Annotated in this window: 20 protein-coding genes; 10 read left to right on the top strand and 10 right to left on the bottom strand. The window is 63.9% G+C overall.

The features are described from left to right. Nucleotides 1-37: 37 nt before the first annotated feature. The 5 genes from AC6H34_RS02980 to AC6H34_RS02960 all read left to right on the top strand — a co-directional run bounded on the left by AC6H34_RS02980 (nt 38) and on the right by AC6H34_RS02960 (nt 6,302). The gene (locus AC6H34_RS02980; protein ID WP_497537861.1) at nt 38-1,066 is read left to right on the top strand and encodes an ABC transporter ATP-binding protein; all 1,029 of its coding nucleotides are present in this window, start codon (nt 38-40) and stop codon (nt 1,064-1,066) included. After that, nucleotides 1,063-2,007, top strand: coding sequence for an ABC transporter permease (locus tag AC6H34_RS02975; protein ID WP_497537860.1), 945 nt, complete (start codon nt 1,063-1,065; stop codon nt 2,005-2,007). The genes AC6H34_RS02980 and AC6H34_RS02975 overlap by 4 nt, the downstream gene beginning before the upstream one ends. Nucleotides 2,008-2,127: 120 nt before the next feature. After that, nucleotides 2,128-2,934 carry an ABC transporter permease gene (locus AC6H34_RS02970; protein ID WP_497537859.1) on the top strand — a complete coding sequence of 269 codons (807 nt, stop codon included), beginning with the start codon at nt 2,128-2,130 and terminating at the stop codon, nt 2,932-2,934. Nucleotides 2,935-3,063: 129 nt separating this feature from the next. After that, on the top strand, nt 3,064-4,494 hold the full coding sequence (locus tag AC6H34_RS02965) for a gamma-aminobutyraldehyde dehydrogenase (RefSeq protein WP_448146230.1): 1,431 nt from the start codon (nt 3,064-3,066) through the stop codon (nt 4,492-4,494). A 110-nt stretch (nt 4,495-4,604) separates the two neighbouring features. Next, nucleotides 4,605-6,302, top strand: a complete 1,698-nt coding sequence (locus tag AC6H34_RS02960; protein WP_497537858.1) for an AMP-binding protein — start codon at nt 4,605-4,607, stop codon at nt 6,300-6,302. A 199-nt stretch (nt 6,303-6,501) separates the two neighbouring features. Here the strand turns inward: AC6H34_RS02960 and sciP are convergent, their stop codons facing one another. The 3 genes from sciP to AC6H34_RS02945 all read right to left on the bottom strand — a co-directional run bounded on the left by sciP (nt 6,502) and on the right by AC6H34_RS02945 (nt 9,143). Continuing rightward, nucleotides 6,502-6,777: a CtrA inhibitor SciP gene (sciP, locus tag AC6H34_RS02955; protein ID WP_284313151.1), complete on the bottom strand. Its 276-nt coding sequence runs from the start codon at nt 6,775-6,777 to the stop codon at nt 6,502-6,504. Between the two features lie 129 nt (nt 6,778-6,906). After that, the gene (locus AC6H34_RS02950) at nt 6,907-8,196 is read right to left on the bottom strand and encodes a chloride channel protein (RefSeq protein ID WP_497537857.1); all 1,290 of its coding nucleotides are present in this window, start codon (nt 8,194-8,196) and stop codon (nt 6,907-6,909) included. Between the two features lie 86 nt (nt 8,197-8,282). After that, entirely contained in the window at nt 8,283-9,143 is an 861-nt protein-coding gene (locus AC6H34_RS02945; RefSeq protein ID WP_497537856.1) for a DMT family transporter, read from the bottom strand. Nucleotides 9,144-9,318: 175 nt separating this feature from the next. On the opposite strand from AC6H34_RS02945, the gene AC6H34_RS02940 reads away from it, so the two are divergent. Continuing rightward, nucleotides 9,319-10,704, top strand: coding sequence for an aminotransferase-like domain-containing protein (locus tag AC6H34_RS02940; RefSeq protein WP_497537855.1), 1,386 nt, complete (start codon nt 9,319-9,321; stop codon nt 10,702-10,704). Nucleotides 10,705-10,987: 283 nt separating this feature from the next. On the opposite strand, the gene AC6H34_RS02935 is transcribed toward AC6H34_RS02940, so the two are convergent. Further along, nucleotides 10,988-11,266 (bottom strand): hypothetical protein, encoded by a 279-nt coding sequence (locus AC6H34_RS02935; protein WP_448146235.1) that lies wholly within the window; start codon nt 11,264-11,266, stop codon nt 10,988-10,990. Nucleotides 11,267-11,944: 678 nt separating this feature from the next. Here AC6H34_RS02935 and AC6H34_RS02930 point away from each other — a divergent pair. Further along, nucleotides 11,945-12,256, top strand: a complete 312-nt coding sequence (locus AC6H34_RS02930; protein WP_497537854.1) for a hypothetical protein — start codon at nt 11,945-11,947, stop codon at nt 12,254-12,256. On the opposite strand, the gene AC6H34_RS02925 is transcribed toward AC6H34_RS02930, so the two are convergent. The 3 genes from AC6H34_RS02925 to AC6H34_RS02915 form a co-directional block, all read right to left on the bottom strand. Then, nucleotides 12,225-13,016: a metal ABC transporter permease gene (locus tag AC6H34_RS02925; protein ID WP_448146237.1), complete on the bottom strand. Its 792-nt coding sequence runs from the start codon at nt 13,014-13,016 to the stop codon at nt 12,225-12,227. The genes AC6H34_RS02930 and AC6H34_RS02925 overlap by 32 nt on opposite strands. A gap of 240 nt (nt 13,017-13,256) precedes the next feature. Next, on the bottom strand, nt 13,257-14,042 hold the full coding sequence (locus tag AC6H34_RS02920; protein WP_497537853.1) for a metal ABC transporter ATP-binding protein: 786 nt from the start codon (nt 14,040-14,042) through the stop codon (nt 13,257-13,259). Then, the gene (locus tag AC6H34_RS02915; RefSeq protein WP_497537852.1) at nt 14,039-14,917 is read right to left on the bottom strand and encodes a metal ABC transporter solute-binding protein, Zn/Mn family; all 879 of its coding nucleotides are present in this window, start codon (nt 14,915-14,917) and stop codon (nt 14,039-14,041) included. Before AC6H34_RS02915 ends, AC6H34_RS02920 begins: the two co-directional genes overlap by 4 nt. Nucleotides 14,918-15,189: 272 nt before the next feature. Here AC6H34_RS02915 and AC6H34_RS02910 point away from each other — a divergent pair, with 272 nt between their 5' ends. Then, nucleotides 15,190-17,217 (top strand): DUF4139 domain-containing protein, encoded by a 2,028-nt coding sequence (locus AC6H34_RS02910; RefSeq protein ID WP_497537851.1) that lies wholly within the window; start codon nt 15,190-15,192, stop codon nt 17,215-17,217. A gap of 60 nt (nt 17,218-17,277) precedes the next feature. On the opposite strand, the gene AC6H34_RS02905 is transcribed toward AC6H34_RS02910, so the two are convergent. Continuing rightward, the gene (locus AC6H34_RS02905) at nt 17,278-18,165 is read right to left on the bottom strand and encodes a cupin-like domain-containing protein (RefSeq protein WP_448146241.1); all 888 of its coding nucleotides are present in this window, start codon (nt 18,163-18,165) and stop codon (nt 17,278-17,280) included. Nucleotides 18,166-18,642: 477 nt separating this feature from the next. Between AC6H34_RS02905 and AC6H34_RS02900 the strand changes: the two genes are divergently transcribed. Both AC6H34_RS02900 and AC6H34_RS02895 read left to right on the top strand, forming a co-directional pair. Next, nucleotides 18,643-20,367, top strand: a complete 1,725-nt coding sequence (locus tag AC6H34_RS02900) for a caspase family protein (protein WP_497537850.1) — start codon at nt 18,643-18,645, stop codon at nt 20,365-20,367. A 102-nt stretch (nt 20,368-20,469) separates the two neighbouring features. Next, a complete protein-coding gene (locus AC6H34_RS02895) occupies nt 20,470-21,084 on the top strand; it encodes a GNAT family N-acetyltransferase (protein ID WP_497537849.1) in 615 nt (204 codons plus the stop codon). On the opposite strand, the gene AC6H34_RS02890 is transcribed toward AC6H34_RS02895, so the two are convergent. Both AC6H34_RS02890 and AC6H34_RS02885 read right to left on the bottom strand, forming a co-directional pair. Then, entirely contained in the window at nt 21,074-22,582 is a 1,509-nt protein-coding gene (locus tag AC6H34_RS02890; RefSeq protein WP_497537848.1) for an oligosaccharide flippase family protein, read from the bottom strand. The two genes, AC6H34_RS02895 and AC6H34_RS02890, sit on opposite strands and share 11 nt — an antisense overlap. A gap of 189 nt (nt 22,583-22,771) precedes the next feature. Next, on the bottom strand, nt 22,772-23,923 hold the full coding sequence (locus AC6H34_RS02885; protein WP_497537847.1) for a PQQ-dependent sugar dehydrogenase: 1,152 nt from the start codon (nt 23,921-23,923) through the stop codon (nt 22,772-22,774). Nucleotides 23,924-23,957 lie beyond the last annotated feature (34 nt).

The raw sequence follows: 23,957 nt of genomic DNA, 5'->3' as shown, positions 1-23,957 counted from the left end.
GATCCACGACAGAATTCTCAAGGTCTACCAGGCTCTTATGGCTGAATCCTCCACCACTCCCGCTGTTTCCTTTCGCGGTGTCGAGCGCCATTTCGGCCCCATACGCGCGGTTGACGGCGTCGATCTCGACATCGCGCCCGGCGAGTTCTTCGCCATGCTCGGTCCATCAGGCTCGGGCAAGACGACGTGCCTGCGGCTGATAGCCGGCTTCGAGCAGCCGACGGCCGGGCATATCGAGATCTTCGGGGAGACGGTCGAGGGCATGCCGGCCTATCGTCGTCCCGTGAACACCGTCTTCCAGGACTACGCCCTCTTTCCCCATCTCAATATCCTCGACAATGTCTGCTACGGCCTGATGGTGCGCGGTCTCGCCAGGGGCGATCGCTACAGACAGGGTCGCGAGGCGCTTGCTCTCGTCAAGCTCGCCGGCATGGAGACGCGTAAGCCCGGCCAGCTCTCGGGCGGCCAGCGCCAGCGCGTGGCGCTTGCCCGTGCCCTGGTGGTGCGCCCCAAGGTGCTCCTGCTCGACGAGCCGCTCGGCGCCCTCGACCTCAAGCTGCGCGAGGACATGCAGGGCGAGCTCAAGGCCTTGCAACGCTCGCTGGGGCTCTCCTTCGTCTTCGTTACCCACGACCAGGGCGAGGCCCTCTCGATGGCTGACCGGGTGGCCGTCTTCAACGAAGGACGCATCGTGCAGGTGGCGAGCCCGCAGGATATCTATGAGCGTCCGGCAACCCGCTTCGTTGCCGACTTCGTGGGCAGCTCCAATGTGATCGAACCCTCGATGACCAAGGCCTGGATCGGGATCGAAAAGCTCGCGAGCCTGCGGCCCGAGAAGATCGAGATCCTGCCCGAAGGCGCTGCCGCCGGGGACGGCGTGGTGGTGCCCGGCACGGTCACTCAGGTGCTCTATCACGGCGCCGTCAACCGCGTGGAGGTGACGACCGGCCAGGGAGGGCGCCTGCTCGCCTCCGTATCCGCGTCCTCGCCCGTCCGCCTCGCACAGGGGGCGTCGGTGTCCGTGCGCTTCTCGCGTGACGCGCTGCACCTGATGGAGGGCGCATGAGTTCGCTCGCCGCCATCGCCGCTCCCCGGGAGACCTGGCTGCGCCGCGTCTCGGACGTGCTGGTGGCCCGGCGCGGGCTCTATCTCATGCTGCTGTTGGTGCCGCCCTTGCTGTGGCTCGGCATCGTCTATCTCGGCTCGCTCTTCGCGCTCCTGACGGAGAGTTTCTATTCGATCGACGAGTTTTCCGGCACCATCGTTCGGGAGCCGACGCTCAAGACCTATGCCGAACTCTTCACGCCCGCGAATCTCGACGTCATCCTTCGCACCTTTTCAGTCTCGGTGATCGTCACGCTGCTCTCGGCCGTGATCGCCTTCCCCATCGCCTACTATGCCGCGCGCTACGCGAAGGGACGGGTGAAGGCCGCTTTCTACCTTGCTGTGATGATGCCGCTGTGGTCGAGCTATCTCGTCAAAGTCTACGCTTGGAAACTTCTGCTTGCCAAGGAAGGCATCGTCGGCTGGGTGATGAACGAACTCGGGCTCTCCTGGCTGCTCCAGGCCTGGCTGAACCTGCCCTTGGTTGGGGGACCGTCCTTGTCGGTCAGCTACACCGGCATGGTGCTGGTGTTTCTCTACCTGTGGACCCCCTTCATGATCCTGCCCCTGCAGGCCGCCCTGGAGCGCGTGCCCGGCTCGTTGATCGAGGCATCCGGCGATCTCGGCGCCAGCCCGCGCCAGACTTTCTGGAAGGTGATCTTTCCCCTGGCGCTGCCGGGCCTGATTGCCGGGTCCATCTTCACCTTCTCGCTCACACTGGGCGACTACATCGTGCCGCAGATCGTGGGTCCTTCCTCGATGATCCTCGGCCAGGTGGTCTACTCACAGCAAGGAAATGCGGGAAATATCCCGCTGGCCGCGGCCTTCTCGGTGGTGCCCATCGTCATCATGGGTGTGTTCCTCACCATCGCCAAGCGGATGGGGGCCTTCGATGCGCTGTGATTTGGGACCGTGGACATCCTGTCCGCTCTTGCAAACGAGGCCCATGGCGCGGAGGACGGTGCCCGTTGTCGTCCGCGAAATCCAGAGCGGACAGGATGTCCGTGCTCCTGAGGGCGCTCGATGACCGACTCCCGCTCCCCGCTCTTCCTCCGCCTCGCGGCCGGCGCCGGTCTCGTCTTCCTGCACCTGCCGCTGCTGTTCATCATTCTCTACGCTTTCACGACGGAAGAGAACTCCTATGAATTTCCGCCGCCGGGCTACACGCTGAAGTGGTTCGGTGTGGCCTGGAACAGGCCGGATGTCTGGAACGCATTGTCGCTTTCCTTCCGCGTTGCGCTGATGTCGACCGCAGTCGCCCTGGTACTCGGGACGCTGGCCGCGGCAGCCCTGTCGCGCACCAGGTTCTTCGGCCGGGAAGCGATCTCCCTGCTGCTGATCCTGCCGATCGCGCTGCCCGGCATCATCACGGGCATCGCACTTCGGTCGGCCTTTCACCAGGCCGACATACCGTTCTCCTACTGGACGATCGTGCTGGGCCACGCGACCTTCTGCATCGTGGTGGTCTACAACAATGCCGTCGCGCGGTTCCGGCGCCTGTCTCCGTCTCTGATGGAGGCCTCGATGGACCTTGGCGCCGATGGTTTCCAGACCTTCCGCTATGTCGTGCTGCCGGCCATCGGCACGGCGCTGCTCGCCGGAGGCATGCTCGCCTTCGCCCTGTCCTTCGACGAGGTGATCGTGACCACCTTCACGGCCGGCCAGCAGCAGACGTTGCCGATCTGGCTTTATGATCAGTTGATCCGGCCGCGCCAGCGCCCCGTCACCAATGTGGTCGCCGTCATCGTCATCCTCGTGACGGCGCTGCCCATTCTGGCTGCCTACTACTTCACGCGCGAGGGCGAAAATATCGCGGGGTCCGGCAAGTGATGCTTCAAGCGCCGTGCCTCCGGCCCCCGTGCTCCCGTCCCCCCGCTGCCATTCACAAGCAAGGCCAGTGAGGGTACGGCCGGGAACGACAATGTGTCTTCCGTCCATCATGTTCCAAGGAGAGTCCCCATGCTCGATACCAAGATGCTGATCGGCTCGAAATTCATCACGGGCACCGAGGCGCCGGAAAAGGTGCTCAATCCCAAGACCGAGGACACGCTGATCGACCTGCCCGAGGCTTCCGTCGAGCAGATCGACGCCGCCGTCGAGGCCGCCGACGCGGCTTTCGCGACGTGGTCGCGCACCACGCCGGCCGAGCGGTCGGCGCTGCTTCTCAAGCTTGCCGACGCCATCGAGAAGGATGCCGAGGCCTATGCCACGCTGGAGGCCCTGAACTGCGGCAAGCCGCGCATCCGCGTGCTGCAGGACGAGATTCCCGCCATCGTCGATTGCTTCCGCTTCTTCGCCGGCGCCGCGCGCACCATGCACGGCTTGGTGGCGGGCGAATATATTCCCGGCCACACCTCGATGATCCGCCGCGATCCGGTCGGCGTGGTCGGTTCGATCGCCCCCTGGAACTATCCCCTGATGATGGCGGCGTGGAAGCTGGCACCGGCGCTCGCCGGCGGCAACACCATCGTCATCAAGCCTTCCGAGCAGACGCCGCTCACCATGCTCAAGCTCGCCACCGCCATCGCCGAGATCTTTCCGGAGGGCGTGGTGAACGTGGTGGTGGGGCGCGGCGAGAGCGTCGGCAATGCCCTGATCCATCACCCCAAGGTGTCGATGGTATCGCTTACGGGCGACGTCGCCACGGGCAAGAAGGTGCTGCAGGCAGCCGCCAAGACGATCAAGCGAACCCATCTCGAACTTGGAGGCAAGGCTCCGGTGATCGTATTCGACGATGCCGACCTCGACGCCGTGGTCGAAGGCGTGAAAATCTTCGGCTACTACAATGCCGGCCAGGACTGCACCGCCGCCTGCCGCATCTATGCCGGCAAGAAGATCTACGACAACCTCGTCGCCGATCTCTCCTCGGCCGTGAAGGGGTTGAAATACAACCAGCCCAATGACGACGAAAACGATATCGGCCCGCTGATCTCGGCCCGCCAACGCTCGCGCGTCGCCTCCTTCGTGGAGCGCGCCACCGAGCACAAGCATATCGACATCGCGACGGGCGGCCACCTCGCGCCCGGAAAGGGCTTCTTCTACGAGCCGACGGTGGTGGCCGGAGCCTTGCAATCCGATGAGATCGTGCGCCGGGAAGTGTTCGGGCCGGTGGTGTCGATCACCCGCTTCGACGAAGTCGAGGAGGCGCTGACCTGGGCCAATGACTCCGACTACGGCCTCGCCTCCTCGGTGTGGACCCGCGACGTTTCCAGGGGCATGCAGATGGCTTCGCGCCTGCAATATGGCTGCACTTGGGTGAACTGCCACTTCATGCTGGTGAGCGAGATGCCGCATGGCGGCGTCAAGTCGTCCGGCTACGGCAAGGATCTCTCCATGTACGCGTTGGAGGACTATACCGTGGCGCGGCACGTGATGGTGAAGATGGGGTAGGGGGCGAGGCCGTTCTTGCCGGCGCGTTTCCGAGCCAGGATCCCGCCGGCACTTGCCCAACCCCGTAAAAGCAGCATGATATCCGCAACGACAAGCGTTCCGGAGGAATCATGGCGGTTTCGTCTGCGCAGAAGCCTTGGCTGGCTTCCTATAGCGGAGAGATGAAAGCGCATGTCGAGGAAGTGCCTTACAGGCTGCTGGGTGACATTGCGGTGGAGAGCGCCAGGCGGACGCCGAACAAGACGGCGTTCACCTGTGTCATGCCCAATGGCATGCAAGGATCCCTGAGCTATCGGGATGTCGATCGGCTCTCCGATCAATTCGCGGCCTATCTCCATGCTGAACTGAGACTGCCGCCGGGTTCGCGCGTGGCGATCCAGGCGCCCAACGGCCTTGCCTATCCGGTGGTCGCCTTCGGCGTGTTCAAGGCGGGCTGCACGCTGGTCAACGTCAATCCGCTCTACCTGGGCGAGGAAGCCGCAGCCGTTTTTGCCGATGCCGGCGTGTCCGTGCTCGTGGTCATCGACATGTTCGCCGATCGCACCGCCCAGGCGCTGGCCGCCGTGCCCGTGAAAACGGTCATCCTGGTGAGCGCCGCCGAGTTGTTTCCGGCCCTGCCGCGCACGGTGATCGGGTTGGTCCAGAAGCACGTGCGCAAGGAAATTCCAGCGCCGAGATTTCCGCACATTCGTCTGGGGCAGGCCATGGCGCTCGGCCGGGCGAAGATGGTGCGAGGGCTCAGGATATCGGACATCGGCGGGACGCTGCAGCCGACGGCGGTCGCCTGCCTGCAATATACCGGCGGCACGACCGGCGTGAGCAAGGGCGCCATGCTTACCCATGCCAACCTGATCATGAACGTCATGCAGGTGCTGTATTTCGCCGGCAGCAAGATTTCGCGGGACGATGCGATCCTCACGGCGCTGCCGCTCTATCACATCTTCGCCTTCACGGTGAATTTCCTCACCTTCGCGGCGCGAAGCGCCCATGTCGTCATGGTTCCCAATCCCAGGCCCCTGACCAATCTGCGAAAGGCCTTCGAGAAATATCCGATCAGCTTCATCACCGGCGTGAACACCCTGTTCAACGGCCTGCTCAACGAAGCCTGGTTCACCACCCTGCCGAAGCCGCATCTGAAGATCTGCGTGGCGGGCGGCATGGCCTTGCAGCAGGCGGTGGCGGAGCGCTGGCTGAAGATCGTGGGGGTTCCGGTTGGCGAGGGCTACGGTCTCACCGAGACCTCACCGGTCGTCTGTTTCAATCCCCTGGGATCGGGGCATAACGGCTCGATCGGCATCCCCATTCCCGACACCGATGCCAAATGCGTCGACGACAACTTCAACGAAGTGCCGCCCGGCATGCCAGGAGAACTGGCCGTGCGGGGTGCGCAGGTGATGGCCGGGTATTGGCGCCGGCCCGACGAGACCGCCAAGGTGATGCGTGGCGAGTGGATTCTCACCGGCGATATCGCCACCATGGACGAGGCGGGCTATTTTCGCATTGTCGACCGCCGCAAGGACATGATCCTCGTCTCGGGCTTCAACGTCTTTCCGAACGAGGTCGAGGACATCCTCGTGAAGATGCCGGGCGTCAAGGAAGCGGCCGTGGTCGGCGTGCCCGACGGGGCGGCGGGCGAGGCTCCCAAGGCCTTCATCGTGCGGATGGATGATGCGGTGACGGCAGAGTCCGTGCGGGCTCACTGCAGACAACACCTCACCGGCTACAAGGTGCCGAAATTCGTGGAGTTCCGCGATGATCTACCCAAGAGCAACGTGGGGAAAATCCTCAGGAAGGACCTGCGCGGATAGTTCTCGGGGCCCGCCGGCATCCTGCTGGCCCTTGAACCGACGCGGTTCCCGGATATTCCGACAACTGCAAGAGACGGAACGCAGGAAGGGCGCGTCCTGCAACGCAGACCGCGCCCTTCCTACGTAACGAGATGCTCAAGGGCCAGCAGGATGCTGGCGGTCCAAGGAATGCTGGCGGATCCCGGGAGGATCCGGGGAATTACTGCCTGTAGTGCTGGATGCGCGTGGTGCGCAGGCCCGCGAGGCCGTGACGATCGATCGAGGCCTGCCAGCTCAGGAACTCTTCCGTGGTCAGCACATAGCGGCTGCACGCCTCCTCAAGGCTCAGGAGACCGCCGCGCACGGCGGCGACAACCTCGGCCTTGCGTCGGATCACCCAGCGCTGCGTGCCGGGAGGAGGAAGATCCGCAACCGTCAACGGGCTGCCGTCCGGGCCGATAACATATTTCACCCGGGGGCGAAGAACTTCGGTCATGGGTACGCTCACACAATTCAAATGACCATGCAAAGCTCAAACTAGGAGCGCCAACTTAAAAATTGTTGAAGGAAACGGCAAAAAATACCGCTCCCTGCGCGTAATGCCATAAATCTGCAACAGGCTGAATCAGGCCTTAACTTCAGCGTGCCTCTTCTCTTGCTGTGACGCCAGGGTGAAAGCCTTGGAAAGAGCGTGGTAGAGCCGCTCGCGGCAGACCAGGGCGGAGACGCCGTCCGCGATGATCGCCGCCGCGAGCAGCGGCAACACCATGGCGCGGCTGTCGGTCATCTCCGAGATGATGATCACGGCCGTCAGCGGCGCGCGCACCACGCCGACGAAATAGCCGATCATGCCGAGCAGGACGACCGCGCCGAGCGGCTGGCCGGGGAAGATCCAGGCGAGGAGGTTTCCGACACCGGCGCCGGTGGCGAGCGAAGGCGCGAAGATGCCGCCCGGCACGCCGCTGAGCATCGTCACCAAGGTGGAGAAGAATTTCGCCGGCCCGAACCAGAGGGGCTGGGTATGCGATTCCACCAGCTGCCGGGCAACGTCGTAGCCGGCACCCCATGTGGCGCCATCCGTGGCGATGCCGCAAAGGGCTACCAGCAGGCCGCAGAGGGCCGCGAGCAGGACAGGCTTGCGTCGGAGGGCCGCGACGGGCACCGCCACCGTGGACCCGAAGCCGAGGACTGCCTTCGAGAACAGGCCGCCTGTCAATCCGCCGACGATGCCGGCAACCGGCGCGATCATGAGCGAAGCCCTGAGCGGAAGCATCTCGTGCACCGCGCCGAAATATACATAGTCGCCGGCGATGCCGAGGCTGACCAGCCCCGAGATCATCACCGCCGCCATGGCGAGCAGGGCGAGCCGCTGGTGGTAGGAGGCCGCGAGTTCCTCGATGGCAAAGGCGATGCCGGCGAGCGGCGTGTTGAAAGCGGCGGAGACGCCCGCGGCCCCGCCCGCAATCACCACGGCTGCGGAAAGTTCGATCCTCAGCGTGCGGTGCATGAAGGCCATGATAGCTGCGCTGATCTGCACTGTCGGCCCTTCGCGCCCGACGGACGTGCCGAGCAGGAGGGCGGCTACCGTTGCCACGAACTTGAAGGCTGCCGTCTTCATCGAGATCAGGCCGGCGACAACCGCGTGCCTTGGATCCTCCGAGCCGGCGCTGACCTGGGGAATGCCCGAGCCGCGAGCCATCGGTGCCAGCCGGCGGGTCAGGTAGACGAGCAGTGCAAGGCCGGCGGGCGTGACGACAAGCGGGGCATAAGGTGCCTTTGCTACCATTTGTTCGAAGAGCTTCGAGGCCTGGTCGGCGCTCCAGGCGAAGGCAAGCGCCACCAGTCCGAGGATGATTGCGCCGGCTGTAGTCGCCGTGCGCCGGCGGAGCAGCACCGGAAAGTCACGCGGGGTCATGAGGAGCGGAGTTCCTTTCTGTCCCCTTCTACAATGATTGCGCCGGCTTATGGCAATGGTTCAGCTGCGGGACATGCATCGATGCGTCATGCGAACCGCTTGGCGCCGGCCACGCAGGCAACCACGCCGGCCGCGACCGCCCATACGAGCGGGGCGACCTGTTCATGCAGCAGCAGCGCGGCCAGCCCGAGAGAGAGGAAGGGCTGCAGCAATTGCAACTGCCCCACCGTGGCGATGCCGCCCTGCGCCAGGCCGCGATACCAGAACACGAAGCCGATCAGCATGGAGAACAGGGAGACATAGGCGAGAGCGGAGAGGGCCGGCCAGTCGATTGCACCGGGGTCGGCCGGCTGCCACCAGAGGGCGAGCGGCAGCATCACCGGCAAGGACAGCGCCAGGGCGAGGCAGATCACCTGCCAGCCGCCGAGCGTGCGCGACAGGCGGGCACCCTCCGCATAGCCGAGGCCGCAGACGAGGATGGAGGCCACCATCAGTCCGTCGCCCCAGGCATCGCCTGCGCTGCCCTGGCTCAGCGCGAACAGCGCAACGATCGCCGCACCGGTGAGCGAGAACAGCCAGAAGCCGAAACGTGGGCGTTCGCCGCCGCGCACGACGCCGAATATGGCGGTCGAGAGCGGCAGCAGGCCGATGAAGATCGTGGCTCTGGAGGAGGTGATGCTCTGGAGCGCGAGAGCGGTGAGCAGGGGAAAGCCGACGACGCAGCCCAGCGATACGATGGCGAGCGAGCCGAGTTGGCTGCGCTGCGGCCATTTCTGCCTGAGAAGAAGCAGAAGCACGATGCCGATCAGGCCTGCGATCGCGGCGCGGGCCGTGGTGAGGAAAAGGGGGGCGAGATCGTGAACGGCGATACGCGTGGCCGGCAGCGACCCGGAGAAGATCGCAACCCCCAGAAATCCGTTCAGCCAGCCGGCCGTCTTCTCGTCCATGATCACGCACTTCCGTTTGGGTGATGGCGCCCGACCGCAGGATCCCGCCTCCACAGGCGGGGTCGCGATTTCTCGCCGGTCGCCAGCGCTGCCACCTTTGCAGATTGGGGCTGGCCAGGACAGGGACAGGCCAGTACAATCAATCCTTACTGTACTGGATCGGAGAGGAGTACGGATGCTCGATCAGACCAGGGGCTCAACACTGATCGAAATGGCCATGGCGGAAATCAGGGGGCTCTCCGCGGCGGCGCCGGGCGTACGCCTTCCCTCCATTCGCTTCCTGGCCGAACGCCGGGGCGTGTCGAAGTCCACCATCGTCGAGGCATATGACCGGCTGGTTGCCGAAGGAGCGGTGGAGGCGCGGCCCGGCTCCGGCTTCTTCGCGACCGCAAGGGTGAAGCCCTTTACGCTGGCCGAGAGCGGGCCGAGGCTCGATCGCGGCATCGATCCGCTCTGGATCATGCGTCAATCCCTCGACCGGCGTGATCCTGCACTGCAGCCCGGCTGCGGCTGGCTGCCCGATTCCTGGCTGCCCACGGACATGATTCGCCGTGCCTTGCGTGGCATTGCCCGCGACGAGGAGGCGAACATCGCGACCTACAGCGTGCCGCAGGGCTTCCGCCCCCTGCGCGAGCATCTCGCGCGGCGTCTTGGCGAACGCGGGGTGCAGGCTGAGCCGTCGGCCATCCTGCTCACGGATTCCGGTTCGCGGGCCATCGATCTCATCTGCCGCTTCCTGCTGCAGCCGGGCGACGCGGTATTGGTGGACGACCCCTGCTACTTCAATTTCCAGTCCATGCTGCAGGCCCAGCGCGCCAGGGTGATCGGCGTTCCGTTCACGCGGAGCGGGCCCGACCTGGAACGCTTCGCCGCGCTATGCCAGGAACACCGGCCCAAATTCTATCTCACCAATGCGGTCCTCCATAATCCGACGGGCGCCACCGTCGGAGTCGGCGTCGCGCACCGGCTGCTGAAGCTTGCCGAGATACACGCCCTCATTCTCGTCGAGGACAGCATTTTTGCCGATTTCGAGCCGAGACCCTCGCCCGGACTGGCCGCACTCGACGGTTTCGAGCGTGTCATCCATCTTGGTAGCTTCTCGAAGACGCTCACGGCGGCCCTGCGGTGCGGCTACGTGGTGGCGAGATCCGACTGGATCGAAGGCCTGACTGACCTCGCGCTGGCGACGAGCTTTGGCAGCAACGATCTTTCCGCGCAAACGACCTTTCGTCTTCTCACCGACGGCAGCTATCGCCGTCACCTCGACGCGCTGCGTCCGCGCCTTGCAAAGGCGATGGCGGGCACGGTGGAGCGATTGGAGCGGCTGGGGTTCCGGCCGTGGATTCGCCCCGAGGCCGGCATTTTCCTGTGGGCCGAACTCCCCGATGGCCTGGACTCGGCCGCCCTTGCCATGCGCGCACTCGAAAAGGGGGTGGTGCTGGCTCCTGGCAACGTCTTCAGCGTCTCCCATAGCGCGGGCCGTTTCATGCGCTTCAATGTCGCTCAATGCGGCGACAGGAGAATTTTCGAGATCCTGGAGGAGACATTGGGACAGATGTAGTTCCCGGCCCGCATGCATAATTGTTGAAAGCCATCGATCGCCCGCTCGTCGCCGTGCTTACCGGCGGGCGGGAGGCGGAGCGCACGGCAGGACGAAACGTTCGCGGCATCGCAGCCCGCCATGGCCGCAATGCCGTGAACTACTCCGCTGTAGTCCGTCGGGCCGAGCCTAAAGCAAAGCGCGTTTAGGTGGAAACGCCGCTTTTCTCCGGCTCTTTGTTTTTCGACACGTCCTTGCGTTCTGCCGATTCCGGCAAAACACAAAACGCTTTGGATGCGAGGATTCAGCGGCAGGCGCGAACTCCGCGAGAAATCCGGCAGCCGGGCACGTCCTGCACCGGCTGGGTCGCCACCACGCCCGGACAGATGCGCATTCCCCGCGAAACCCTGCAGGCCATGCCGACGTCGCCGGACACCACGGGCGCGGAGACTTGGGCGCCGCCATGAGCGCGGACACAACTGGGCTCCATCTTGCCGGGTCCGCAAGCCGCGGCATTGGCTGTCGCCGGCATGAAGAAGACCGCGCATAGAATGAAGCCGATCGCCAGAACTGTATATTTCATGATCATCCCCCCTCTAGAGCAAAGCGCGTTTAGGTAGAAACGTCACTTTTCTCTAACCATTTGTTTTCCAATGCGTTTTATGCTTTTACATTTCCGTCAAAACACAAAGCGCTCCGGGATTTCCATCTCACACGAGTCGTTTACGGTATAATTTTACCACAATTAGTGCGCGTGAGACCTCAGTGGCAGGCACCGGGTCTACATTCTTGATCTTGAGTCGAGCCTCGTGGATTCAGACAACTGGCTTTTCGGAGGCGGACGTCGCCTCACCAGGCAGAAAAACAATTGTATGCAACTATCTATAAATAGCCTCTATTTTAATCAGAGTCTAGCAATATCGAATCAAGCAATACCAATCGTCTCTGGGTGGATCGCCAGAAATGAACAAATTGGTCATATATTTGATATTTTTTCCCATAAAATTGCGATTTTATATAATTATTTCAACAATTAGGCATACTAAATCTATTGTATACATTTTGACATTTTGGGCTAAAAATTATTCAACAGAGATATGGGTGGCCATGATCGACAACCCGCCACGGTCGAGATGCCAGCCATTGCTCCGCAGGCATAACCCTGATCGCGGCGTGGCGGTTGATCATCCTTGAACGAGGGAAAGCCACGAGCCCTTCACGACGATGAGGCAAAGTCGCGTCGGGGCTGCGGCGGTCCACCGTGAGAAGCGCGGTGTCACCGGGTGGCGAGAAAGGCAATGGCGACAATCTGGAGATGATCGAGGACCAGCGAGTTGCCACGGCTTATGCCATCAATGCCCTGCAGCTGTTCGATCACCTGCATTTCCGCTCTGCGATGCGGGCTGCCCCGACGCCGACCGAGCTGACCCTCGCCAAGTCGCCGCTGCCGGGTGGCGACTCGGCCTGGTTCCAGCGCTTCTATGTGGAGGGACCGCCTGCTGTTCTCTCATTGATCGGCGCAGTGGGAGCCGCGTGTCCGTTCACCGACGCTGTTGGCGTGCCCGCTGCGTAGAGAGCAGGTAGACCAGCGAGCCGAGCGCGGTGATCCAGAAGCTGGTCGGCCAATCCGTGTAGAAGGCCAGGGCGAGGCTGATCCAGGCGGTCACGACCGCGATTGCCACCGACAAGGCGATGCCTTGGTAGACGCGTCGCGTCAGGTGCATGGCCGAGGCGGCTGGCGCCACCATCAAGGCGAACACGAGCAGCACGCCCACGATCTGCATGGCTTCCGCCGTGGTGACCGCCACGATCAGCATGAAGAGCGCAGAGACGAGTTCAAGCCGCACCCCCTTCGCTTCGGCGAGTTCCGGCTGCAGGCTGGCGAAGAGCAGCGGGCGGCCGATGGCGGCCAGCCCGAGCAGGCAGGCGAGGCCGAGCCCGGCCAGGACCCACACCGTCGATTGGCTCACGCCCAGCACATTGCCGAAGAGCAGGTTGGTCACAGCCCCGGCATAGGCGGTGTAGAAGTGCAGGAAAAGCAGGCCGATGCCGAGCGAGAGCGTGAGCACGATGCCGATGGCCACGTCGCGATGCGCCCTTTCGCCCAGCAATCCGATCCCGATGCCCGCCAGCATGGTGAAGACGGTTAAGCCGAAGAAAGGGGAAAGGCCGAGCAGAGCCGCGCCCGTCGCGCCGGGAAAGCCGACATGGGAGAGGGCATGGCCGGCGAAGGTCTCGCCACGCAGAACCAGAAAATAGCCGACAGCCCCGGCCACGATGCCGACGATGGTGCACGCCGCGAAGGCATTGCGCATGAATTCGTACTCGAACATCACTCACTCGATCGGGGACGGGTCCTCGAACCCACCCATATGATACATCTCGTCCAAGAACGCTCGATTCCCGGAGCCTAACCGAAAATCGTCGCAGGCTCGAATTTTGTCATCGTGGGTCTTGGCCAGGCAATCCGGGAACGTGCAAACCTTGCGGACGCCGGCCCAACACCCGGGATAGGCCCGGGCACGGCAAAAGGAAGCCACATTTTCCGGAATCAAGTGCCGAAGACCGGCCCCTCATTCATGCGCATAGCTTTCGAGTTCGCCTTCCTCAGCCATGACGAAGATGCGGCCATTGACGCGCGCCACATGAATAGGGGTACGGTAGAGATCCGAGAGGACATGGCGATTCACCACCTCGTCGACCGTGCCGATGGCGGCACGGCCGTTGCCGAGATAGAGCACTTGGTCGACGGCATTGAGCAGTGGGTTGATCTCGTGGGCACAGAACAGCACGGCGATGCCGCGCTCGCTCGCTACCTCCTTGATCAGTTCGACGATGCCGCGCTGGTGCGCGGGGTCCAGGCTCGCCAGGGGCTCGTCCAGCAGCAGCAGCCGGGGCTCGCCGATCAGGGCCTGGGCGATGAGCAGGCGCTGGCGCTCGCCGCCCGAAAGCTGGGCGAGCGGCCGGCGGGCGAGATCGGTGGCGCCGACGCGTTCGATGGCGGCCCAGGCGACATCCCGGTCGGCGGCAGAGGCAAGGGGCCAGCCCCAGCGTGTGCCGCCGACGGCGCCGAGCACCATTTCATAGCCGCTGAGGCTGAGCTGGGCGGCTCCACGACGCATCTGCGGCATGTAGCCGATCCGGGGATTGCCCCGGCGCGGTGTCTCGCCGAGCACGGTGATGCGCCCGCCCTGCGGCGTGACGAGGCCGAGGACGGCGCGCATCAGCGTCGTCTTGCCGGCGCCGTTCGGACCGAGCACGCCTACGAAACGGCCCTCGGCGACTGAAAAAGAGACGCTGGACAGAATCCGGCGTCTCCCGAGGGTCAGGCTGACCTTCTCGAAATCGATTGCACTCACTGCGTCAGACCATCGAGGGCGGAACCGACCTCCTGCAACTGGCCGCCGAACCAGGACTGGATCGTCTTGCCGGCCGGCTCCGTCTCGGTCACGCCCACCACCGTCACCTTGTTGTCCTTGGCGAGCTGAAGCAGACGCTTGGTCGTTTCGTCGCTGACCTGGCTGTTGTAGAACAGGATCTTGGCCGAGCCGTCCTTCAGGCTCTTCTCGAAGGCGGCCACCTGGCTCGGGCTCGGTTCGGTGTCGTTCATGGTCGCGACCTGGAAATCATAGTTCAGCATCTTGAAGCCGAGAGCTTCGGCCATATAGCCGAAAACGGGCTCGGTGGCGGTGACCTGGGTACCCTGATACTTGCCCTTGAGCGCATCGGCCTGTTTCGTCAGCGCTGCGAAGGAGGCATCGAACCTGGCGAGGTTCGCCTTATAGACATCGGCGTTGGCGTTGTCTCGCTTTTCAAGTTCGCCGGCGATGGCGGAGGCCACGGCCGGCAGGGTCTTCGGATCGTACCACAGATGCGGATTGTCCCCGCTCGTGTGGCCGGTCAGGTCCGCCGCCACGATGGTGCTGCGGTCGGCATTGGTGGAGGCCGAGAGGAGTTTGTCCATCCACGGGTCGTAGTCCGCCCCGTTGTAGACGACGATATCGGCGCTGGAGAGAGCCTTGGCGGTGGAAGGGCTCGATTCGAACAGATGCGGATCGTCGTCCGGATTGGACAGGATCGACGTGACTTCGACGTGGTCGCCGCCGATCTGGGCGGCGAGGTCGCCATAGAAGTTCTCGGCGGCAATGATCTTTACCTTGTCCGCCGCGAAGGAGGGGCCGGCCAAAACCGTGCCGAGCGCCAGCAGGGCGGCGCCGAACAGAATCGAACGCATCACGTTCTCCATGAAACTGGGGGCAGCCCAAGCTCCCCTCAAAAATGTTATGTTATAACAAAACTTCGTTTAGGAGCGTATGAGGCGAATGTCAATCGGGGAGGGAACAGGTCGACGGAGATGCCGCGACGTCCTTGCAGAATTTTTCCGGAGGCACTGAGGAAACTGCATCCTGCTGCGTCTCATGGTTGTATCGCCGATTACACCACCTGGGACCCGCATTCCTGATACAAGGGCCCCGACGTTGCGCAACTCTTGAATAAAGGTTTCCCATGCGCTCTTCGATCCTCCTTTTTCTGATGGCCTCGACCATGCTCGCCGGCACCGCACAAGCTGCAGATCTCGTCCTCAAGCGCGCCGTGCTCGGCACAGGCGGCGTCGGTTATTTCGAATATGCGGCCGAGGTCACCGGCAAGGATACGCTGACCCTTCGCGCCCGCCTCGACCAGGTGGACGATATCCTGAAAAGCATGGTGATCCTGGATCCGTCCGGCACAGCCTCGGCCACGCTGCCCGGCAAGGCGGGGGCAGACGAGGTCTTCGCTTCGCTCCCCTTCGCAAAATCCGATCTCGATTCCATGCCGGCGCTGATCACAGCCCTGAAGGGCGCGGAGATCAAACTCAGTGGGCCGCGCAGCATCACGGGGCGCATCGCGAGCGTGCAGAGCGAGACCGTCAACGGGAAGGACGGTGGCACCATGACGCGTACGCGCGTCTCCGTCTTCACCGGCAGCTCGATCGAGCAGTTCATCCTCGAGGAGGCTGAGGGATTGCAATTTGCCGATGCCCGTCTCGGCGAGCAGGTCGAAAGCGCGTTGAAGGCCCTGCGAACCGCGCAGGACCGGTCAGGCCGGGACATCACCATCCAGCTCGCCGAAGGCGGCAAACGCGTGGTGCGCATCGGCTATGTCGCAGAGGCCCCGGTATGGAAGGCAGCCTACCGTCTGACCTTGCCGAAGGCCGGTGAGGACAAGGCCCGCCTGCAGGGCTGGGTGGTGCTGGAGAACATGACCGGAAATCCCTGGAAGGATGTGCAGGTAACCCTGTCTTCCGCTGCTCCCGTGACCTTCCGACAGGCGCTCTACGATCCCTACTACGTCGCTCGCCAGACCATCGCGCCGCCCGTGAGCCGCGCCGCGCTGCCTCGCACGGATGCCGGCCAGCAGGCGGTGGCCCAGAACTTCGCCATGGGCGGCGGGGCGGCCAACGATGCCGCGGCGCCGGCTCCCGCCGCGCCCAGCGCCAAGCTTGCTCTTACCGCGCGGCGAGCCTCTTCCCCGACGGAGGCTCCGGTGGCGGAAGCGGATCTCTCCAGTTCGCAGGAACCGGGCAGTGCGGCGGAGGAGAATGCCGCCGGTGCGAGCTTCGCGCTCTCCCTGCCAGTCAGTGTGGGGGCGGGAGACAGCCTGACCATTCCCTTCGTCGATCTGCAGGTGCCCTCGCAGGCCGTGGCCTGGTATCAGGGGGGGAGCCGCAATCCCTGGCAGGCGCTGACGCTCACCAATGACGGTCCCACCTCGCTGCCGGCTGGATCGGCCACGATCTATGAAGCGACGGACGCGGGCCCGCTCTTTTCCGGCGAATCACAATTCCCGCTGCTTCCGGCTGGCGATTTCCGCCTGATCGGCTTCGGCGCAGACCAGAAGGTCCTCGTGGACAGCGAATCCGCCTCCGCCTCCGCGATCACCCGCATCAAGGTGGTAGACGGTACCCTGCAGATCGAGAGCCGCATGCGCCAGACCACGACCTACCGTGTCAAGAACGGCTCGTCCGATCTGCGCCACATGGTGATCGAGCAGCCGCGCATGACCGATTGGTCGCTGGTGGAGCCCAGGCCGGAGGAAGCCACCATCGCCGGCCAGTCCTACCGTCTGCGCTTCGACGTCGACGCGAACCAGTCGAAGCAATACAAGGTGACGCTCGAGCGCCCGTTGGTCGAGACTGTCGATATCGCCGACATATCGGGCCAGCGCATCGAGGCGCTGATGATCGCGCCGGGCATCGACGAGGAGACCAAGGCGCGCCTGGCGACGGTCGCGGAAGCCGCCAGGGCGAGTGACGAGGCACAGGCGGAGGTCAGCCGCCTCGAGGAGCAGCGCGAGGGCATCACGCAGGATCAGGAACGCCTGCGCCAGAACCTGAGTGCCGCGCCGCAGGGGTCGGATCTCGCCCGCCTCTATTCGCAGAAGATGCTCGCGCAGGAGAAGTCGCTCGACCAGCTGGACACGGCCGTCAAGCAGGCTCGCGACAGGGCCGACGCCGCCCGCAAGGTGCTCGGCGACAAGGTTCGGGCCTTGTAGGCGGAAATGGAAAGGGCGGGTGGTTCCACCCGCCCTTCAACCTATGCCCGACCGCGCGGCCTATCGCCGGACGATGGAACGGACCTGGCGCATGGCGCCGATCGCGGCCGCCTTGGAGCGATCGACGATTACCGAGCCTCCCGGCGGACGAGGCCTGAGGCCCATGCGGCGCATGAAGTAGTTGGCCCGGTAGACGTCGGCGTATTTCCACCTGGGAAATTCGAGGTTCAACGCCAGGCCGACCGAGACGTCGTTGTGATTCTGCAGCCAATGCGCGCCATGGGCAGGAAGGTGGATGGCCTCGCCGGGCCGCAGCACATATTTGCGTGCCGTGCGCTCGGCCTCCGGCTTGTAATTTCCCGCGCCCGTCGTCACCGCATAGTAGCGTTCAAGCTCGTCTTCCGTCGTTACCGTGCGGTCATGCGGCGGGCAGACCCAGATATCCTTCGAGCCCTGGATCTGGGTGAGGAAATTGACCTCGGCGTCGAAGTGATACGGCGTCTTGCGGTTCGGAGAGGTGATGAACACCAGCATCTCGGTGTTGCTGAGGAGCTTCGAGCCCTCGGGGCCTGCAATCTCGCGGACGAAGGCGTCGAACTCGTCGAGGACCGCCTTGTAGCGAGGGTCGACCTCGACATGCTTCATCACCATCCAGGCACCCGCCGTGTCGATACGGTCGATCACCTGGCGGATGGTCATGTCTGGCTTGGGAACGGAGCCCCACTTGTCCGTTATGGAAAGGTCACCCGCATCCCAATAGAGATCGTCTTTGCGCTTGGCCGCTTCTTCCGCGACCTTCGCCAGGGCTTCGACAGTAAACAGAGGGTGGCCGGCGAGCGCGTGATGCACCACGAACGCATTGTTATGGAGCATCTTCCGGCATTCCTCGATCGACTCGATCGTCGACCACTTGCTGTTCGATTGGGTATTCGAGACCCTGTCCAACATTAGACTTTCCCGGATTTATTGTATTTCGCCATGTGAAATGTCGGGCGAACCGAGAAAGAATATCTCAAATATTTCGCTTTCCGGCGAGGAGCGCGGCCGGCCGCTTTCGGTGATTCCCGAGTAAGGATTTATGGGAGGGCCACGGCGGGCAATCTACCCCATAAGCAGTATGGGGAGGCAGGCTGGCGCCTCATGCAAACGAGGCGGGCAGCAATGGATTGCCAGCCAACGTGGTATTTCCGGACAATGGCCTGTGGCGGTATCCCGGAGTACTTGCGCGTCGACGTGTGATGTCGTTGTGAGGATGGAGAGCAGACCCGGGCCGCCTCTGCCTGCCGCAGGAATATCCCCCAACCTCGATGCGGCCGCCGGGGAACAACGGCCGGCCGTGCGCGCTCGCACGCCCGCGAACGGAAATCGGGTGCATCCTCATCGCCCGCAAATTATAGTTTGCGCACCAGATCTCTCGAGGAAGTCATGCGCCGTCCAATCTGCTTGCTGATCGGTTGTTTCCTGTCGCTGGGCCTCGGCCTGATGAACTGCGGCGGAGCCTGGGCCCGCAACCTGGCCCTCGTGATCGGCAATGACAGCTATGCCAACGTCACCTCGCTGCAGAAGGCAACGAGCGACGCGCAGTCAATCGGCGATGAACTTGAAAAGCTCGGCTATGTGGTCAGGCGCGCCGAGAATGTCGACCAGCGCGGTTTCAGCCGCGCCCTCGTAGCCTTCAATGCCGACATCCAGCCCGGCGACCGAGCATTGTTCTTCTATGCCGGTCACGGCTTCGAGATCGACGGCACCAACTATCTCCTGCCTACGGACGTCCCTGCCGCGCAGGCCAATCAGGAGGACCTGATCCGCGATGCGTCCTTCCCGGTGGGGCGCATCATCGATGGCATCCGCCAGCGTGGCGCAGGGGTCGCCATCCTCGTGCTGGACGCCTGCCGCGACAACCCCTTCGCCGGCAATTTCACCCGCTCGGCAGCGCTTGGCCGCGGCCTTGCCCGCGTCGATGCGCCGGAAGGCGTCTTTGTGCTGATGTCGGCGGGCGCCAAGCAGGAGGCGCTCGACCGGCTATCGGACCAGGACGGCAACCCCAATTCCGTGTTTACCCGCTCCTTCCTGGCCGAACTGGCGAAACCTGGCCAGACTCTCGTCGAGATCGCCAAGAGGACGCAGGTCGACGTGCGTGCCCTGGCCGCCAGCGTGGGTCACGACCAGACGCCAGCCTATTATGACCAGGTCATCGGTGATGTCGTCCTCTCGGACGCCGCCGCGCAGGCCGGTTCGCAGCCGGCCGTGATTCAGCCATCGGGCAATACCGGCCCGAACATCAAGACCGAGTTGAACATCACCGGGCAGGTCCAGGCAGGGGCAGGCGTGCGGATCGGTGCGGGCACCAAGATCGGTCCCGGCGTGGTGATCGGCAACAAGGACGCCAGGATGGCGGTGCTCGATCCTGCCAATCCGCCCGCCAACGATCCTGCCAAGTCGCTCAACCTGCAGCAGGGCGGGACCGCGACGGGCTCGCAACTCGCCTTGCTCCAGCCCGATTCGAAGCTCGGGGACAAGGCGCAGCCCGGCACGTCGCAATCCCTGGCGCGTGCCCCGATCGCCAGCTTCATGCGCTCCAATGCCGGATGGACGGTAACGATCTCCCTTCCGGAGCCGGCTACGGCGTTGGCTTACCGTGTCGGCAATGCCGGTGAGTTCAAGGAGACGGGGCTGCTCGACGTACTCGATCAGAGGACGGGTGCGCGCATGCCCAACCCCTCCTTCGCGCTGTCGCCGCGAGCGCCTGCCGGTGTGATCGAGGTGCGCTACCGCACCGCTGATGGCACGGACGTCGGCCCCTTTCCCATCCGATTCGATCCCGATGTGGCGCTTTTCCAGAATCAGCGCCAGAACCTCGAGCAGATCGCCGGAAGCTGGGTGGAGTTTCGCGATTTCAATGGCACGCTCGTCTATTTTACGACGCTGTTGAGCTACCGCTGTGCCATCACCGAGGTGCGCTATGGCCTGAACGGAGCTCCGCCGCTGACACGCTTCGACCTGCCCGCGTGCAATACCAAGGATCCGTTCTCGATCCCGAACAACGCCAAGATCTACCTGAAGGTCCCGGCGAACACGAAGTCGATCAGCGTCCAGCTGACCTGGCGCGACGGCTCGCAATCAGAAGTGAACACGGTGGAGCGGGATTGAGGAGGACGCCCCCAACCCGTTCTTGGCATGCCGACCGCGGTGGAATAGGTACTTGTTTGTGAATTCCGTCTCCTCGTCCCTTCTCCAACCGCCCCTTGCCCAATGACCTCGATGCTCTCCCTCGGCTACTCCACCGTGCCGTCAGGCATGCTTGCCAATGTCGTGACCTGCCTTGAAATGCGCGAAAAGCCGAAACCTCGCCCCCTGCGTCCGACAGAGCGGCCGATGACGCTGGAGCGCATGGAGAAGCCCGACATCGCGGCTTATCGTGCCCTGTTCCGAGCCGTGGGGCAGGATTGGCTGTGGTGCTCGCGCCTGCTGATGGCGGACGCGGAGCTTCTCGCCATCCTCGGGAATCCCGACGTGGAAGTGTATGTCCTCGGCGGTCCGAGCCTGAGACTCGGCCTGCTGGAGCTCGACTTCCGGCAGAAAGGGCAATGCGAACTCGCCTTTTTCGGACTGGTGCCCGAGGCGATAGGCCGGGGCGCGGGACGCTTCCTGATGGACCAGGCGCTGGCCAAGGCGTGGTCCAGGCCGATCGAGCGCCTGTGGGTTCATACCTGCACCTTCGACCATCCTTCCGCCCTCGGCTTCTATCGTCGATCCGGCTTCACCCCCTATGAATTCATGGTCGAGGTGCAGCCCGATCCGAGGTTGACGGGCCACCTTCCGCGCGAAGCGGCGTCCCATGTGCCCCTGGCCGAATTCAGGGCCTGACGGCGCCGCCGAAGCCCGCCCGGGCCATTCCGACATGAACGAACTGCCGTACGAGGTTCTCGGCATTGTCCCGGTCCTTGAACAGGACGCCGAGACCGTAGATGAGGGCAAAGTAGCAACCCAGATAGAGCACGCCGGTCGCCGCGAGATAGGCAGCCAGCAGCCAGACATCCCGCTCGCCGCCCATGAGTGCGTTGCCATAGATCAGGATAGGGGAGCAGACCACGATCGCGCCGAACGGGCCGGTGAGCGATATGAATTGCTCGCGGAGCGTGGCCGACGTCATGGCCTTTACGTCCTGCATGCTGAGGAAGGTCACGAAGGCGGCGGTGATGACGGCCGCACCGATGGCTCCGGGTATGCCCCAGATCCAGGCACCGATCACGGTGGCGGGGAAAAGGACGAGCACCTGCTTGACGTTCCGTATGGCGATCCGGCGCGTCTGGTTCAGGGCGATGGCCAGCGATGGCATGGGCAACGGCGGAACGTCGATGAAGCAGACCCAGGCGAGCCCTGCGAGAATCGGAGCCGACTCGATCCACTTTTCACCCAGGAACAACCGGATCAGCGGCTCGGCGAGGAACGCCGCGACGCAAAAGACCGGAGCCAGGAGGATGAATACGCCGCCTACCGCCTTGAGGTAGGTTTCCTTCAGCGTTCCCCGCTCGTGGGCTGCCACGAAGGCCACGTTCAGGGGGGAACCGAGAGGAGCCGCGATGATCTGGAACGGCACGTTGGAAAGGTCGCCGGCCATGGCGAAGTTCCCGAAGGCGTGGGGCGCGATGAAGCGCGGCAGCACCAGCCTTCCTGACTGGAAATTGATCGCGGTCACCAATTGCGAAACCAGGTTCCAGCTCACCATGTCGGCGAATATCGGCCAGTCCTTCAGGGTGAAGCGCAGTCGCATGGGCGCAAGCCAGTAAGAGCCGATCATCAACACGGCCGGTGTCAGGATGGTGGCGAGCGCAATCGACCAGTAGCTGTGCGTCAGGGCTGCGACCAACACGGCAGCGGCCGCCGCCAGGCACTTGCTGACGACGTCGAGTCCGGCCTGGCGACGAAAATCCATGCGCCGGGCGAACAGGGTCAACTTCGGACTCATCATCCCGCGCTGGATCGGTGCGAGAGCGAGCACCAGCACCAGCGGGATGAGGCGCGGTTCGGCATAGATCAGAGACAGCGGCCAGGCGAAGGCGACGAGAAGCAGACCTACCAGCAGCCCGCGCAGCGTGCTCAGCGTGAGGGCGGTGTCGTACATGCGCTCGGTCGGCTCGGAAATGCGAATGAGTGCCGAGGCCAGGGGCAGTTCGAAGACGGCTTCGACCACGTAGACTACCGTCATGGCCATGGCGACGACGCCGAAATCCGCGGGCGCCAGGAAATGCGCCAGGAAGATGAGCGCCACGAAGTCGACGCCCTTGGCGACCAGCTTCGCGCCGATCGTCCAGATGCCGGCCTTGGCGGTCTTCCTCGATAGTCTGTTGCTCTCAGCTGCCATGGACGGCGGACCTGCCTCTTTCGAACAGTCGCAGAATAGCCCGCAATTTCGTGCTCGCCAGTTCGACTTCCGAGCACTGTGCGAAAGGTGGATGCCTGACCCCGGTCGAGACGCGAGATCGTGGCAGCCGCATCGCCTCACGCGCATGGCTTTCACAGGGCGAACGGTTCGATCGGGACGAATCCCGCCTTAGTTGGAGGCTGTCGGCCGGCTCAGGCGAAGCAACCGTCCGTCCGAGGCATCCTCGATCAGGAGAAGGGCGCCGTCGGGAGCCACCACGACGTCGCGAATCCGCTGGCCCATGTCCCAGCGATCCGCCTCGCGGGCGCCGCCCTCGCCGTCGAACGCGATGCGAACCAGCGCATGCTGGCGCAGTGCACCGATAAAGGCCGAGCCGCGCCATTGCGGAAACATCGTGCCGTAATAGAAGGCAAGGCCCGCCGGCGCGATCACCGGTGTCCAATAGACGACTGGTGCCTCGAATTCGGGGCGCGTGCGGTGGCGGGGAATCGGCGTGCCGTCATAGTTGTCGCCGTTGGACACCAGTGGCCAGCCGTAGTTGCGGCCGGGCTTGATCCGGTTGAGTTCGTCGCCGCCGCGAGGTCCCATCTCGTTTTCCCAGAGAGCACCATCGGGCGCGAAGGCAAGGCCATAGGGATTGCGATGGCCCATGCTCCAGATCTGCGCCCGTATGCCGCCCTGCGACGCCATGGGATTGTCGGAAGGCGTCGAGCCGTCGAGGTTGAGGCGGAGGATCTTGCCGAGCGTCTGGTCGGGATCCTGCGCCGTCTGCGGGCGCATGCGATCGCCCGAAGTCAGGAAGAGGTGCCGGCCATCGGGCGAAAAGGCGATGATGCCGCCGGGCTGGCCCCCCGGGCCCTTGGGCATCTGGCGCCAGATGACAGCAAGATCCGTAAGACTCGCCGTATCGTCCGATTCGACGAGCTGCGCTTTGGCGAGGGCCAGGCTGCCACCGCCGCCCGGCTCGACATAGCTCAGATACACGGAATGATCCGTGCCGAAACGAGGGGAGACCGCCACGTCGAGCAAGCCGTTCTGGCCGCCTGCCTGAACGGCCGGAATGCCCGACACCTCCTTCTTCTCGCCCCTTTCGGTGACCAGGAAAAGGCGGCCGCCCTTCTCGGTGACGAGCAGGCGGCCATCCAGCATCACCGCGATAGCCCAGGGGGTGTCGAAGGTTGCAAGCGAGGTGACTCGGAAGGGGCGGGAAGTGCTGTATGGCCGGTTGCCGGCGTTCACCTCCGCCAGGGCGCCCTGCGTGGAGAAGAAGATCACCGAGGCTACCGCCAGCGCCCGTCCGATTCCCTGAAACGTCCGCATGCTGTGTCCTCGATCCGTCAGTGCTTCCGCTCGA

Source organism: Labrys sp. ALF-8, from assembly GCF_059699065.1.
Note: the sequence above shows the minus strand (reverse complement) of the source record. Positions and strands in the feature narration are given on the sequence as shown.

Excerpts from the sequence above, each read along its gene's own strand:
- sciP (WP_284313151.1), bottom strand. The coding sequence starts at position 6,777 with ATGACCGAAGTTCTTCGCCCCCGGGTGAAATATGTTATCGGCCCGGAC.
- AC6H34_RS02905 (WP_448146241.1), bottom strand. The coding sequence starts at position 18,165 with ATGTTGGACAGGGTCTCGAATACCCAATCGAACAGCAAGTGGTCGACG.
- AC6H34_RS02885 (WP_497537847.1), bottom strand. The coding sequence starts at position 23,923 with ATGCGGACGTTTCAGGGAATCGGACGGGCGCTGGCGGTAGCCTCGGTG.
- AC6H34_RS02965 (WP_448146230.1), top strand. The coding sequence starts at position 3,064 with ATGCTCGATACCAAGATGCTGATCGGCTCGAAATTCATCACGGGCACC.
- AC6H34_RS02940 (WP_497537855.1), top strand. The coding sequence starts at position 9,319 with ATGCTCGATCAGACCAGGGGCTCAACACTGATCGAAATGGCCATGGCG.
- AC6H34_RS02960 (WP_497537858.1), top strand. The coding sequence starts at position 4,605 with ATGGCGGTTTCGTCTGCGCAGAAGCCTTGGCTGGCTTCCTATAGCGGA.
- AC6H34_RS02980 (WP_497537861.1), top strand. The coding sequence starts at position 38 with ATGGCTGAATCCTCCACCACTCCCGCTGTTTCCTTTCGCGGTGTCGAG.
- AC6H34_RS02975 (WP_497537860.1), top strand. The coding sequence starts at position 1,063 with ATGAGTTCGCTCGCCGCCATCGCCGCTCCCCGGGAGACCTGGCTGCGC.
- AC6H34_RS02945 (WP_497537856.1), bottom strand. The coding sequence starts at position 9,143 with ATGGACGAGAAGACGGCCGGCTGGCTGAACGGATTTCTGGGGGTTGCG.
- AC6H34_RS02915 (WP_497537852.1), bottom strand. The coding sequence starts at position 14,917 with ATGCGTTCGATTCTGTTCGGCGCCGCCCTGCTGGCGCTCGGCACGGTT.
- AC6H34_RS02935 (WP_448146235.1), bottom strand. The coding sequence starts at position 11,266 with ATGAAATATACAGTTCTGGCGATCGGCTTCATTCTATGCGCGGTCTTC.
- AC6H34_RS02950 (WP_497537857.1), bottom strand. The coding sequence starts at position 8,196 with ATGACCCCGCGTGACTTTCCGGTGCTGCTCCGCCGGCGCACGGCGACT.
- AC6H34_RS02925 (WP_448146237.1), bottom strand. The coding sequence starts at position 13,016 with ATGTTCGAGTACGAATTCATGCGCAATGCCTTCGCGGCGTGCACCATC.
- AC6H34_RS02895 (WP_497537849.1), top strand. The coding sequence starts at position 20,470 with ATGACCTCGATGCTCTCCCTCGGCTACTCCACCGTGCCGTCAGGCATG.
- AC6H34_RS02910 (WP_497537851.1), top strand. The coding sequence starts at position 15,190 with ATGCGCTCTTCGATCCTCCTTTTTCTGATGGCCTCGACCATGCTCGCC.
- AC6H34_RS02890 (WP_497537848.1), bottom strand. The coding sequence starts at position 22,582 with ATGGCAGCTGAGAGCAACAGACTATCGAGGAAGACCGCCAAGGCCGGC.
- AC6H34_RS02970 (WP_497537859.1), top strand. The coding sequence starts at position 2,128 with ATGACCGACTCCCGCTCCCCGCTCTTCCTCCGCCTCGCGGCCGGCGCC.
- AC6H34_RS02900 (WP_497537850.1), top strand. The coding sequence starts at position 18,643 with ATGCGCCGTCCAATCTGCTTGCTGATCGGTTGTTTCCTGTCGCTGGGC.